The 13,675-nt window shown below is 65.1% G+C and carries 11 protein-coding genes; 5 read left to right on the top strand and 6 right to left on the bottom strand.

All coding sequences use genetic code 11. The features are described 5' to 3' along the window. The first annotated feature begins 86 nt into the window (after positions 1-86). Complete coding sequence (locus HY019_RS02855; protein WP_290688192.1) at positions 87-755, top strand: CAAX prenyl protease-related protein; 669 nt, start codon at positions 87-89, stop codon at positions 753-755. Positions 756-775: 20 nt separating this feature from the next. After that, on the top strand, positions 776-1,810 hold the full coding sequence (locus HY019_RS02850) for an endonuclease/exonuclease/phosphatase family protein (RefSeq protein ID WP_290688190.1): 1,035 nt from the start codon (positions 776-778) through the stop codon (positions 1,808-1,810). A gap of 18 nt (positions 1,811-1,828) precedes the next feature. Here HY019_RS02850 and HY019_RS02845 read toward each other — a convergent pair whose 3' ends face one another. From HY019_RS02845 to queA, 4 genes are all read right to left on the bottom strand, one after another. Continuing rightward, complete coding sequence (locus HY019_RS02845) at positions 1,829-2,383, bottom strand: hypothetical protein (RefSeq protein WP_290688189.1); 555 nt, start codon at positions 2,381-2,383, stop codon at positions 1,829-1,831. 778 nt (positions 2,384-3,161) lie between these two features. Further along, complete coding sequence (gene tgt, locus HY019_RS02840) at positions 3,162-4,301, bottom strand: tRNA guanosine(34) transglycosylase Tgt (protein WP_290688187.1); 1,140 nt, start codon at positions 4,299-4,301, stop codon at positions 3,162-3,164. A gap of 21 nt (positions 4,302-4,322) precedes the next feature. Further along, positions 4,323-6,692, bottom strand: a complete 2,370-nt coding sequence (locus HY019_RS02835; protein WP_290688186.1) for an ATP-binding protein — start codon at positions 6,690-6,692, stop codon at positions 4,323-4,325. A 13-nt stretch (positions 6,693-6,705) separates the two neighbouring features. Further along, positions 6,706-7,755, bottom strand: a complete 1,050-nt coding sequence (gene queA, locus HY019_RS02830; protein ID WP_290688184.1) for a tRNA preQ1(34) S-adenosylmethionine ribosyltransferase-isomerase QueA — start codon at positions 7,753-7,755, stop codon at positions 6,706-6,708. A 216-nt stretch (positions 7,756-7,971) separates the two neighbouring features. Between queA and recG the strand changes: the two genes are divergently transcribed. Beyond that, a complete protein-coding gene (gene recG / locus HY019_RS02825; protein ID WP_290688182.1) occupies positions 7,972-10,023 on the top strand; it encodes an ATP-dependent DNA helicase RecG in 2,052 nt (683 codons plus the stop codon). A gap of 55 nt (positions 10,024-10,078) precedes the next feature. Further along, positions 10,079-11,002: a LysR substrate-binding domain-containing protein gene (locus HY019_RS02820; protein WP_290688181.1), complete on the top strand. Its 924-nt coding sequence runs from the start codon at positions 10,079-10,081 to the stop codon at positions 11,000-11,002. Between the two features lie 3 nt (positions 11,003-11,005). Here the strand turns inward: HY019_RS02820 and HY019_RS02815 are convergent, their stop codons facing one another. Together HY019_RS02815 and HY019_RS02810 are read right to left on the bottom strand one after the other, a co-directional pair. Next, positions 11,006-11,809: a BPSS1780 family membrane protein gene (locus tag HY019_RS02815; RefSeq protein ID WP_290688180.1), complete on the bottom strand. Its 804-nt coding sequence runs from the start codon at positions 11,807-11,809 to the stop codon at positions 11,006-11,008. A 2-nt stretch (positions 11,810-11,811) separates the two neighbouring features. After that, entirely contained in the window at positions 11,812-12,780 is a 969-nt protein-coding gene (locus HY019_RS02810) for a homoserine kinase (protein ID WP_290688179.1), read from the bottom strand. 242 nt (positions 12,781-13,022) lie between these two features. Between HY019_RS02810 and HY019_RS02805 the strand changes: the two genes are divergently transcribed. Next, on the top strand, positions 13,023-13,631 hold the full coding sequence (locus HY019_RS02805) for an outer membrane beta-barrel protein (RefSeq protein WP_290688177.1): 609 nt from the start codon (positions 13,023-13,025) through the stop codon (positions 13,629-13,631). The last annotated feature ends 44 nt before the right edge of the window (positions 13,632-13,675 follow it).

The following is a 13,675-nucleotide window of genomic DNA, read 5'->3' as shown; positions in this document are numbered from 1 at the left end:
GCCCACTTGCGCCGACAATCCCCCCAGTGCTGACCGCGCCGCGGCCATCTTCAACCCCTCCTCACACACGCTCAAAAATGGAAAGCATGCTCACGCGTGCGGGCTGGGCCCGCGTGGTCCCCTTCGGGCTGTTCATGATCCTGCTGGCGGTGCGAGGCTATCTGCCCCCGGACAACGCCTGGCTGGATCCCCGCTGGGTCTATGGGCTGTCTGTCCTGATCGTGGGCGGCAGCATCGCGTTTTTCTGGCGGGACTACAGCGAGCTGGGCGGCCCCGCGCGCCTGGATCTGAAGCAGGCCGTCATCGCCCTGGTGGTGGGCGCCGTGGTGTTCAAGCTGTGGATCTTGCTCACCGAGCCCTGGATGATGCTGGGCAGGCCCACGGCCACCTTCCGGCCCGTGGATGCCGATGGGCAGTTGCAGTGGGGCCTGATCGCCGTGCGCTGGGTGGGGGCGGCCTTGCTGGTGCCGGTCATGGAGGAGCTGTTCTGGCGCTCCTTCCTGATGCGCTGGATCGACAACCCCGACTTCGAGAAGGTGGACCCGTCCGAGGTGTCCCCCAAGGCGATGCTGCTCTCTACCCTGGTCTTCATGCTCGCGCACACGCAGTGGCTGGGCGCGGTGGTGGCTGGCCTGGCTTATGCTCTGCTCTACCGCTATACCCGCTCGCTGTGGGCGGCGGTGGTGGCGCATGCCGTGACCAACGGTGTGCTGGGTATCTGGGTTGTCGTGTACGGCAACTGGCAGTTCTGGTGACAACAAGGGGTTCAGGTGCCATGAGGCGCACACAAGGTAGCTGGTCTTTGTTCTTGCGTGCGGCCGTGTTGCTGGTGGCCCTCGGCGTGGCATTTGTCTGGCTGGTGCTGGACGAGAACCCCGAGCGCAGGCCGATCCTGGCCCTGCTGCAGTACGTGCCTTACCCTGCGTTCCTGGTGCCGGCCATCGCGGCGCTCATTGGCAGCTTGTGGCTGGGTTGGATCTGGCGCTTGCTGGCCGCAGCCAGCGTGGGGCTGGTGCTCACGGCCATCATGGGCCTGTGCGTGGGCCATGCCGATGAGGGCCATGGGCATGTTCGCTTCATGACCTACAACGTCAAGGCCTACCTGGCGTCACTGCGGCCCAATGGGTTTGGCGAACTGGCGCTGGAGGTGCTGCTGCATGATCCGGACGTGATCGTGATGCAGGATGCCGGGCAACTGGCGAAGCTGGAACAAACCAAGCCAGAGACCTACCAGGCCTTGATGGGCAAACGTCAGGTTTACGCCTTCGGGCAGTACATCGTGGCCAGCCGCTTCCCGCTCAAGGACTGCGCACCGGGCTGGATCCCGTACCGGGATCAGAAACACAGCTTTGTGCACTGTGTGTTGCAGGCCCATGGCAAAGAGGTGGACCTGGTGACAGTGCACTTCACCACGCCTCGTGATGGCCTCAATGCCACTCGGCGGGAAGGCTTGCGGGGCTTGGGTGCCTGGAGCGGCAACATGAACGACCGTCTGGTGCAGTCCGGCCTGCTGGCAGAGCATCTGCGGCAGATGAAGCGGCCCCGCATCGTGGCGGGGGACTTGAACGCACCCGAGACGTCGGCGGTCGTCAAGACCTTGCTGAACACCGGCCTGCGGGATGCGTTCTCGTCGGCGGGCGTCGGTTATGGCTATACCCATGGCCACGCGCTGAAGCTCGGGATGTCCTTCCTGCGGATCGACCACGTTCTGGTGTCCGATGACATCGGGGTGGTGCAGACCGAGGTGGGTGGCGCCGTGGCCTCAGAACACCGGCCGGTGATTGCGGATTTGTTGCTGGTTCGCCAGTGAGGGTGGCCGGGAGGGCTGTCAGCCGCGCTTGAACAGTTGGCGGATGCGCTGAAACAGGCTGCGCGCCGTGGCCTTGAAGCGCGTCCATTGCTGCCAGGCTGCGCTGGCCTTGACGCGCGTGAGGACGCGGTCCTTGAAGGCCATCCACCGGTTGAACCCGCGGGCGAACCAGGCCAGTTTCATGAGGGTGGGGCGGGTGAGCATGAACAGGCGCGCCGTGATGGCGGTGCCACCCAGCTTGGCCGCGATGATGACGCTGATGCCCAGCACGGTGTGGCCGTGGCCCAGCCAGTAAAGGGCCAGGAGTTTGACGGGCAGCAGGGTGAGCAGGGGGACGGCGAACAGGGCCAGGGATGCGTAGGGTGGCAGCGCGCGGATGCGGCCTTCGACCCAGCGCAGGCCGGGCAGGCGGCCGAACCAGGCGAGGATGGCGGCAAGGTATTCCCAGCCCCATTCTTCGAAGAGCAGGACGATGGCGATCAGCCAGATGCCCGCGGTGGTGAGCAGGCGGCCGATGGCGGTGATCAGCTTGTTCAGGCTGCGTTTGATTGCTGCCAGTGTGGTGGTGAGCATTTGGGCGGCAAGTATGGGGCTTGGGTGTGTAGTTTTGTTGCTGGTCGGTTATTTGGGCGCTTTGTCGGTGGAGCGCGGGGCGCGGCTGAGGTGGCCTGCGGCTGGGCTTCATGTTGACGGTCCTGCCGGCGGCAGGACTGCCCTGTGCTGCTCGTGACAAGGTGGGGCCCTCTAACTCGTTTCGCGGCTGCGCCGCTGCACTCAAACAAGTCGGGCCAGTCAGATGGACGATGCACGCTGCGCGTGCCCACCTCGCCACTGCGCTGCGCGGCGTCACCAAGGCGCCCCGCCACACGCCACCTCAGCCTTTGATCGCCCCGCTTGTGTGACGCCACGGGTGCTGGGGCGGCGCCGTGACGGGTGATCTAACAGCAAAGAGGTCGCGCGGTAAAGGCAATGCCGACGCCAATGACCATGGTCACGACAACTGCAACAGCCTTGTCGTATCGAAGCCTGAATCAATTCCTTCGCCAGGACATGGGCCTTTGCGTGCCACGAGCGAGGCGGAAAAGGGTTGAGCCGGCATCTGGCCGGGCGCCTTGGTGGTGCTGAGAAGCACAGTGGCGAGGTGGGCGCGCGCAGCGCGCTTCGTGAACTGACTCGCCGGGGTTGTTCGAGCGAAGCAGACAGCGTCTGCGCAGCGAGTTCCCCGGCGCCACCTTGGCGCGAGCATCGCAAGGCAGCCCCGCTGTGCGGGGTCACCAACATGAAGCCTGGCCGGATGCCGGCTCAGCCCCCGCCTCGCGCTCTACCGAAAAAGCGCGCTACCGAGGAACGCTCAAACCCCCCGCGCCCGATCAACCGCAAACTGCTTCTGGAACTCACCGAAGCGCCCCGCATCCAGCGCATCCCGCACCTCCTGCATCAGGTTCAGGTAGTAGTGCAGGTTATGGATGGTGGTCAGCATCGGCCCCAGCATCTCACCGCAACGATCCAGGTGGTGCAGATACGCCCGGCTGAAATTCGAGCACGTGTGGCAGGTGCATGTCTCATCGATCGGCCGCTCATCCGCCTTGTAGCGGCTGTTGCGCAAACGCAGGTCGCCAAAGCGCGTGAACAGATGGCCGTTGCGCGCATTGCGCGTGGGCATCACGCAGTCGAACATGTCCACACCCGTTGCCACACCCGCGATCAAGTCCTCCGGCGTGCCCACCCCCATCAGGTAACGCGGCTTGTTGGCCGGCAACTTCGGCGTGATGTGGTTCATCACCCGCAGCATCTCGTCTTTGGGCTCGCCCACGCTCACACCGCCAATGGCATAACCGGGCAGGTCCAGGTCCACCAGCCCCGCCAGCGATTCCTCGCGCAGATTGGGGAACATGCCGCCCTGCACGATGCCGAACAGCGCATTGGGGTTCTGCAGCTTGGTGAACTCGGTGATGCAGCGCTTGGCCCAGCGCAGGCTCAGCTCCATCGAGGCGCGCGCTTCCTTCTCGGTCGTGATGTGGCCCAGCGACTTGTCGCCCTTCCAGTAAGGCGTGCATTCATCGAACTGCATGACGATGTCCGAGTTCAGGATGGTCTGGATCTGCATGCTGATCTCGGGCGTGAGGAACAGCTTGTCGCCATTGACGGGCGAAGCAAAGCGCACGCCTTCTTCGCTGATCTTGCGCATCTCGCCCAGCGACCACACCTGAAAACCACCCGAGTCCGTCAGGATGGGTTTGTTCCAGCTCTCGAACTTATGCAGGCCGCCAAACTGCTTCATGATGTCCAGCCCTGGGCGCATCCACAGGTGGAAGGTGTTGCCCAGGATGATCTGCGCGCCCATCTCTTCCAGCGAGCGGGGCATCACGCCCTTGACCGTGCCATAGGTGCCCACCGGCATGAAGATGGGGGTCTGCACCACGCCGTGGTTGAGCGTGAGCTGGCCGCGGCGGGCTTCGCCTTCGGTCTTGATGAGGTCGAATTTCAACATGGTGTGTCTCTAGGCAAGGGCTCAGGCCATGGTGGCCGGGCGTCGGGCGTTGAGCCGCTCCAGCAGGCGCTCGCTGCGGAAGGGCTTGGACAGGACTTCCTGGCCGGAGGCGCTCAAACGGGCGATTTCGGCAGGGTCGGTGTCGCCCGAGATGATGATGCTGTGCAACTGGTGGCCCTGCGAGCGCAGGTGCACCCCCAGGGTCTGGACCAGGTGCAGGCCGTTGATGCCGGGCAGGCGGTAGTCGGTGATCAGGGTGTCGGGCAGGCTCTCTTCGTCGCCATCGTTGATGAGCGCGGGCAGTTCATCCAGCAGGGACTCGCCGTCTGGCCAGGTGCGGGTGCGGGCGCCCCAGCTGTGCAGCATCTCGCCAATGGCGCGGCGCAGCAGGATGTCGTCTTCCACCAGCCAGATCACACGGCCGGTCAAGGGCTGCGTGGGCGCAGCGGGGGCTTCGGTGCGTTTGCTGGCCACGAGGTTGAGTGGCAGCTCGATCGCAAAACACGAGCCGCGGCCCAGTCGCGACTTGACGGTGACCTGCTCGCCCAGGATCGAGGCCGTGCGGCGCACGATGGCCAGGCCCAGGCCAATGCCGCGGTTGCGGTCACGCGCCGAGTTGCCCACCTGGTAGAACTCTTCGAAGATGCGCTCGATCTGATCCGGCGCAATGCCGATGCCGGTGTCCCAGACCTCGATGCGCAGGCGGTGCTTGCCGCGACGGCGGGCCGCCACCAGCACGCCACCGCTGTGCGTGTAGCGAATGGCATTGGCCACCAGATTGCGCAACACGCTGTGCAGCAGCATGGGGTCGGTCAACACCATCAACTGGGAGCCGGGCAAGCCGCGCGGCAAGCGAAAGCGCAGGCGCAGGCCCTTGCCGTCGGCGGCGCTCTTCTCATGGATGCGCACGGCCTGGAAGACATCATGCAGCCCCACGGACTGGAACTCGGGCTTGACGGCGCCCGCATCCAGGCGCGAGATGTCCAGCAGGCCCACCAGCAGCGACTCCATCGAGGAGACCGCCTCGTCCAGCATATTGGTCAGGTCTTTGATCTCCGGGTCCTTGGTCTGTTGACGCAGCAGGCTCACGAGCAGGCCGATGGCCGCCGTGGGCTGGCGCAGGTCATGGCTGGCCGAGGCGAGGAAACGGGTCTTGGACTGGTTGGCCGCTTCCAGTGCACGGGTGCGTTCGGCCACACGTTCTTCCAGCGTGATGTTCATGCGCTCCGACAGGTTCATCGCGTCGATGAACTTGCGCATCAGCGTGAGTGCAAAGCCCAGGAAGATGATGGGCACGCAATACGGTGTCCAGTACAGCGCGGTGACATCCAGATAGGGCGTGAGGAACAGGTAGTCGTGCGCCACGCTGATGAAGGTGCCCACTGGCCCCAGCGTCATGGCGATGGCTTCCAGCCAATGGCGCGTCCAGGCGGTCTGCACCACGCGCGACACCACCCAGATGCCGCAGACCATCAGGATCGGGTAGGCGATCAGGCGCAGCGTGTCCAGATAGGGCGTGCCCATGGCCACCAGTCCGATCATCGGGAAGCCAAAGCCCATGAAGCGCAGCGGCCACAAGAGCTTGTTCAGCGAGATGTTGGCGTAGCTCAGGCCGAACAGCGCCACGTAATAGGTGCTGACCGCTTGTGCCGCAAAGAAGAACCAGTCCACCATGGGGGCGGGCCAGCCGATGGTCTCGACGAAGTACAGCGCATTGCGGCCGCACATGACCAGCATCAGGCAGCCGAAGTAGCCAAAGATCACATCGCGCGGGCGTGCGCGCCAGGCCAGCAGCAGGAACAAGGCCATGCCGGCCACGCTCATGTTCAGTGTCTGCGGCAAGTCCACCGTCAGGCCCGCCCATCGGTCGAAGTCATCGCGCATGTCTGTCAGTGGCCCGGCCTGCAGGGGGGCGATGCCCGGTTTGCGGAACGGGTTCATGCGCACATCGATCTCGATGTCGTTGTCGCCGGCCAGCAGCACGTTGACGGGCAGCTCGATCAGGTAGGGCAGGGTGGCCATGCTGGTGATGGTCGTGCCCTCCATGTGCCGTGTGCTGAGCTGGATGCCGTTGACCGTGACGCGGTGGTTGCCAGGCAGCCTGTCTATGCGCAAGGCCCAGGGCACCACGGGGGAGCGCGGCATGTAAAGGCGAGCACGGTAGCAACCCACCGCAGGCGGCTTGATACCCAGTGTGCGCCAGTCATCGGGCAGCTTGATGGTGCGGCCTTCTTGCTGCTCTGCACAACTGCCTGAAGACAGGCTGGCCTGGTCCACGATGAAGGTGGGGGCGGCCTGAACCGCGCCGGCCATGCACAGCGTCAGGCAGAGCAGCCAGGTCAGCAGTGGCCTCAACCAGGGCCTTGCAGCGCGTTCGAGGTGGTATCCCATGGTGTTTTTTGGTTCATCGTTGGATCAGCATCGCATCGCCATAACTGAAGAAGCGGTAGCCATGGGCGATCGCGTGCTGATAAAGCTGTCTGACATGGTCATAGCCTGCCAGGGCGCTGACCAGCATCATCAAGGTGCTCTTGGGCAGGTGGAAGTTCGTGACCAGCACGTCCACCACCTTGAACTGGAAGCCCGGGGTGATGAAGATGTCCGTGTCGCGGCTACCCGCTTGCAGGATCTGGCCCGCCGGTGCGTGCAAGGCGGCGGACTCCAGCGCACGCAAGGTGGTGGTGCCCACAGACACCACACGGCCACCCGCTGCCTTGGTGGCTTCGATGGCCGCCACGGTTGAGGCCGGTACCTCGAACCACTCACTGTGCATTTTGTGCTCGGCCAGGTTATCCGTGCGCACGGGCTGGAAGGTGCCGGCGCCCACGTGCAGGGTCACCTCGGCGGTCTGGAGGCCCTTGATCTTGAGGCGATCCAGCAAGGCTTCGTCAAAGTGCAGGGCAGCGGTGGGTGCGGCCACGGCGCCGGGGGCCGAGGCGAACACCGTCTGGTAGCGGCGCACGTCGTCTTCTTCGTCGGCGTGGGTGATGTAGGGCGGCAGCGGCACGTGGCCATGCTGCTCCAACAGCGTCAACGGTTCGCCGTCAAAGCGCAGGTGGAACAAACCGCCATCCGGGCCACCACGCCCTAGCACTTCGGCATCAAAGGCATCGGCAAAACGCACGACGCTGCCGGGCTTGGGGGACTTGCTGGCGCGCAGGTGGGCCCAGACCTCGTTGCCGGGCAGCACGCGCTCGACCAGCGCCTCCACCGCGCCCCCCGAGGCCTTGTGGCCATACAGCCGGGCCTTGATCACGCGGGTGTTGTTGAACACCAGCAGGTCACCGGGCTGCAGCAGGTCGGGCAGATCTCGGAAGACGCGGTCAACGGGCTGGGGACCCCGGCCATCAAGCAAACGGGAGGCGCTGCGTTCGGCGGCGGGGTGCTGGGCGATCAGTTCGGGCGGCAGCTCGAAATCGAAGTCGCTCAGGGTGTAGTGAGAGGAGGTGGTCATGCCATTGAGGGACGGACGGGTCCCGTGCCAAGGAAACCCGGTATTGTCGCCGAAGTGCGCCAGTGCGCGGGCACAATGACATGCTGTCAACAAGCCAGGGGATGGGATCAGGTGGCGCAAAGCGGGGCTTCGGCCAATCACGCTTCCAGCAAGTCTGCGGGGTCGGCCAAGGCCGAAACCGGCGCAGCGCCTGCGCGTTCGGCCCCGCAAAAGGCCATGGACAAGCTTGGCCTGGTGCGCGACATCGACCTGGCCTTGCACCTGCCCTTGCGCTATGAGGACGAGACCCGCCTGACCCTGCTGCGCGATGCCCGCGATGGCCAGACCGTGCAGCTGGAGGGCCTTGTCAGCGACAACCGCATCGAAGCGCGTGGCCGGCGCCAACTGATCGTGCGCCTGGACGATGGCACGGGCGAGGTCCTGCTGCGCTTTCTGAACTTCTATGGCTCCCAGCAAAAGAGCTGGGCGGCTGGTGTGCGGCTGCGCGTGCGCGGCGAGTTGCGCCATGGCTTCTGGGGGCGCGAGATGGTGCACCCCACGGTGCGCATCGTGGGTGACAACACGCCCCTGGCGGCTTCGCTCACACCGGTCTACCCGACCAGTGCCGGCCTGCCACAAGCCTACCTGCGCAAGGCCGTGGCCTCGGGCCTGTCACGTGCCCCGCTGGAGGAGCTGATTCCGCCCGAGTTGCTGCCCGGCCGCTGGCCCAGATTGCGCGATGCCTTGCACTTCCTGCATCATCCCTCGCCCGAGGTGGCCGTAGAGGCTCTGGAGGACCACAGCCACCCCGCCTGGCAGCGTCTGAAATTCGAAGAGTTGCTTGCACAGCAGGTCTCGCAGATGCAAGCCCGCGCCGAGCGCGCTCACCTCAAGGCGCCGGTGCTCCAGGCCGTGCCCCAAGGCCTGCAGGAGCGCCTGCTGGCCGTGCTGCCTTTTCAGTTGACCTCCGCGCAGCAAAAGGTCTGTGAAGAAATCGCCCTGGACCTGCAGCGGCCCCAGCCCATGCACCGCTTGTTGCAAGGCGATGTGGGCTCGGGCAAGACCGTGGTGGCCGCGTTGGCTGCGGCCGTGGCCATGGACGCCGGCTGGCAGTGCGCCCTGATGGCGCCCACCGAGATCCTGGCCGAGCAGCATTTCCGCAAGCTGGTGGGCTGGCTGGAGCCGCTGGGCATCAAGGTGGCCTGGTTGACAGGCAGCCTCAAGGCCAAGGCCAAACGTGCGCAGCTTGAAGCCGTGGCATCTGGCGAGGCCCAACTGGTGGTGGGCACGCATGCCGTCATCCAGGACCAGGTCGAGTTCGCCAGACTGGGCCTGGCCCTGATCGACGAGCAACACCGCTTTGGTGTGGCCCAGCGCCTGCAGTTGCGCCGCAAGCTGGAAAGCAGCGAGCTGGAGCCGCACCTGCTGATGATGAGCGCCACCCCCATCCCGCGCACCCTGGCCATGACCTACCTGGCCGATCTGGAGGTCAGCACGATTGACGAGCTGCCACCCGGGCGCACACCCATCGTCACCAAGGTGTTCGCGGACACACGCCGCCCCGACGTGGTCGAGCGCATCCGCGACGAGGTGGCCAAGGGCAGCCAGGTCTACTGGGTCTGCCCCTTGATCGACGAAACCGAAGACAGCGACCAGGCCGCCGACGAACTGGCGGGCCGCGCCAGCAACCGCCGCCCGCCGCTGGACCTGAGCAACGTCACCCAGACCCACCAGGAGCTGAGCGAGGCTTTGGCGGGCTTTGGTGTGGGCCTGCTGCATGGGCGCTTGCCTGCCGCCGAGAAGGCCGATGTCATGGCGCGCTTTTCATCGGGCGAGTTGTCGGTGCTGGTGGCCACCACCGTCATTGAAGTGGGGGTGGACGTGCCCAACGCCAGCCTCATGGTGATCGAGCATGCCGAGCGCTTTGGCCTGAGCCAGCTGCATCAGTTGCGCGGGCGGGTGGGGCGCGGTGCCGTGGCCAGCGTGTGCGTGCTGCTGTATGCCTCGCCCTTGTCCGACTCCGGCAAGCAGCGCCTCAAGGCCATGGCCGAGACCACCGATGGTTTCGAGATCGCCCGCCGCGACCTGGAGATCCGTGGCCCCGGTGAGTTCATGGGCTCGCGTCAATCCGGTGCGGCGCTCTTGCGGTTTGCAGATTTGAACGAAGACCAGGGCCTGGTGGCGCGCGCACGCCAGGTGGCCGAGATCATGTTGCGCGATCATCCCGATGCAGCGCAGCGCCACGTGGCGCGCTGGCTGGGGCAGAAGTCGGAATTCCTCAAGGCTTGACCGGGTATCTCGTTGATCGGGCACCGGCCGCACAAAATCAGCACAATCGACATCCATGACGCTGACTGAACTTCGCTACATCGTGGCCGTTGCACGTGAACGCCACTTCGGGCGGGCCGCCGAGGCCTGTTTCGTTTCCCAGCCCACGCTGTCGGTGGCCGTCAAGAAGCTCGAAGACGAGCTGGATGTGCGCCTGTTCGAGCGCGGCAGCGCCGAGATCAGCGTCACCCCGCTGGGCGAGGAAATCGTGCGCCAGGCGCAGGCCGTGCTGGAGCAGGCTCAGGCCATCAAGGAAATCGCCAAGCGCGGCAAGGACCCCTTGGCCGGCGCGCTGCGCCTGGGCGTGATCTACACGATCGGGCCTTACCTGCTGCCCGATCTGGTGCGCTCGGCGATTGCCCATGTGCCACAGATGCCGTTGATGCTGCAGGAGAACTTCACCGTCAAGCTGCTGGAAATGCTGCGTGCCGGTGAACTGGACTGCGCCATCCTGGCCGAGCCCTTCATGGACACGAACCTGGCCGTGGCCCCGCTCTACGACGAGCCTTTCATGATCGCCGTGCCGCGCGCTCACCCCTTCGCGCAACGCGAGCGCATCAGTGCGCAAGAGCTCAAGCGCGAGACCATGTTGCTGCTGGGCGCGGGCCATTGCTTTCGGGATCACGTGCTGGAGGTCTGCCCCGAGTTCGCGCGCTTCTCCAGTGATGCCGAAGGCATACGCAAGAGCTTCGAGGGCTCTTCGCTCGAGACCATCAAGCACATGGTCGCGGCCGGCATGGGGGTGACCGTGGTGCCCATGCTGTCGGTGCCGCGCGAGCCGCATCCGCATCTGGTGTTCGTGCCCTTTGAGGACCCGGTGCCCACGCGCCGTGTGGTGCTGGCCTGGCGGCGCAGCTTCACGCGTTATGAGGCGATTGCGGCCTTGCGCAATGCCATCTATGCCTGCCCGCTGGAGGGCGTCCAGCGCCTGACGTCCTGAACGTCAGATGCTGGCTGGCTCGGTGGGCTCTGCCGGTTTCTGTGGGTCGAAGCAGTCCACCACCGCGAAATACAAGGAGCCGTAGAAGGCCGCAGCCAGGCCCATGCTGGCCGCCATCGTCAAGGCGTTGACCAGGGCCGGTATGGGCAGGATGGTCACGATCAGGCCTGCCACCAGGGCCAGTGCGCTGAGCACACCAAACCAGCCCAGGCCGAACAGCACGAAGGCGCCCAGGTTGCGCCAGCTGGCCACGGCACTGAAGAACAGGGCCTTGCCCAAAGGCACGCGCGCCCACAGGATCAGCGCCGGTGCGTGCAGAAACAGCAAGGTCACCGGCAGGGTCAGGGCCAGATCCAGCAGCATGCTCTGCTGGACCAGCGGGTTGGTGATCACCTCGGTCAGGTCCTGTGCCTTGGTCTTGATGTCTTCCAGTGCCTGCGGATCGGGTCCCAGCCAGCCCGAGAGCTGCAATGCACCCAGCATGCACAGGCCATACACCAGGCCCAGCAGGGCGAAGTCCCGCCTGATGGCCGCATCGCTCTTGAAGGGCTCGATCATCACGGCAGGGGTGATGGACTGGCCGGTCAGCACACGACGCGTGGCCAGCATGAAGCCCATCCAGACACTGGGCGCCAGGCAGGTGACCAGCGCGAGCCCGACCTCCTGCAGCACCAGCATCAGCAGCATGGCGGCCATGCTCGTCAGGCCCAACAGGCTGATATAGCCCAGGGGTTGTTGACGGCAGGCCAGCAAACCCTGGCGCACCCAGACCAGCCCCCGGGAGGCTTTGACCAGTTTGAGTTTCATGCTCAGGCCGCAGCGCCTCGTTGATAGGACCAGGGCTGGTTGCGGCGCAGCGTCAGGACGCGTTCGAAGTGAGCCGGGTCGTGTGGTTTGAGCATGGCGGCGTCGCGCGGCAGGTAGTAGTCCCACAGGCGGGAAGTCCAAAAACGCAGCGCCGCGGAACGCAGCAGGGCAGGCAGCAGCACGAGTTCATCATCCGTCAGTTGGCGCTGGGCATCATAGGCCGCCACGAAGGCCTGCGCGCGAATGGGGTCGATCGCACCGGTGTCCAGGTCGATGCACCAGTCGTTGAGGCACACCGCGATGTCGAAGCCGAAGGTGTCGCAACCGGCGAAATAGAAATCGAAGAAGCCCGACAGCACCGGGCCGTCGAACATCACGTTGTCGCGAAACAGGTCGGCGTGGATGGGGCCGCTGGGCAAGGCCTTGTAGCTGGCGGATCGGGCCAGCTCCTGCTGAAACACCAGCTCGGACTCGATCAGCGCGGCCTGGTCAGCGCTCAGGTGCGGGCGCACCACGGGGATGGTTTCTTCCCACCAGGCCAGGCCACGCAGATTGGGCTGCTGATGTGGGTAGTCCTGCCCGGCCTCGTGCATGCGGGCCAGCATGGCGCCCACTTGCGCGCAGTCGGCGGCTTGCGGGGCCAGCTGGTTGCGGCCCTTCAGGCGCGTCACCACGGCAGCGGGCTTGCCCTTGAGCGTGTGCAGGATCTCGCCTTGCGCATTGGCCTGAGGTGCAGGCACCGGGATGCCGCGGTGGGCCAGGTGGTGCATCAGGTTCAGGTAGAAGGGCAACTGCTCATGGCTCAGTCGCTCGAACAGGGTCAGCACATAGTCGCCCTTGTCCGTGCTGACAAAGTAGTTCGTGTTCTCGATGCCGGAGGTGGCGCCATGCATGGATTGCAGGGTACCCAGATCCAGGTTGGACAGCAGTCCAGCCGCTTCTTGCGGGGACACTTCAGTGAAAACGGCCATGTGACTTGGTCAAGCATCGAAAGGACGGGGTCCCCTTGCAACAAAAAGGTGCGCCACCATGGAAAACCGCAACCAGATGTTGCGGTGGCTCACAGCTTAGGCGTAAACCCTCAGGCTCCGGGGGAAGACGAGCGTGTGATTGTAGGAGTCGCTGTGGCAGACTTCTCAGGATATTGAAAACCCCGCCCCACCGTTTCGTGGGGGCGTGCATTTTTCCTATAACGAGGAACCGGTTCCGCATCATGAGCACTTCAGCCCCGAGCAAGTATTCCAAGACCCTGTCCACGCTGGCTGCAGCGTTGTCGCTGGTGAGCCTGTCGGCCATGGCCCAGGAACGCGAGTCCGCCCCACTGGGCATCTACGGCGGTGGCGCCTTCGGTGTGGGGGCGGCTCAATGGGAGTGCGGCACCAGCTGCAACCGGGCTACGTTCAGCGGCAAGTTCTTTGGTGGCAAGCGCCTGACGCCGGGCCTGGCAGCTGAAGTCAACTACATGTTCTTCGGTGGCCTGGATCGCGCCAATGACACGGCCACCACGGCTTCGACCGGCGTGGCCGCCGTGCGCCAGAAGATGCGCGCCCTGTCGGTTGGCATCAACTGGGAAGTCGAGTTGCTCAATGACTTCACCAACAGCCTGCGCGTGGGCTGGGCCTTCACCCGCAAGGACCAGAACCTGACACGCGCCGGTGGCGCCACCGAGCGCGTGATCGACTACGGCAGCGCCCCTTACTTCGGTGCCGGCCTGTCCTACCAGTTCGCCCGCGACATGCGCCTGCTGTCGAGCTTCGACTACGTGGTCAAGGGCCACGAGAGCTACTACCTGTTTGGTGTTGGCGGCTCGATGGAGTTCTGATCCGGCGGCGGACTCGCACAGATATGGCGTCACAATCGGGGCAT

The organism is Aquabacterium sp. (assembly GCF_016195855.1).
GTDB lineage: Bacteria > Pseudomonadota > Gammaproteobacteria > Burkholderiales > Burkholderiaceae_C > Aquabacterium.
This window is presented reverse-complemented; position numbering and strand designations above follow the sequence as displayed.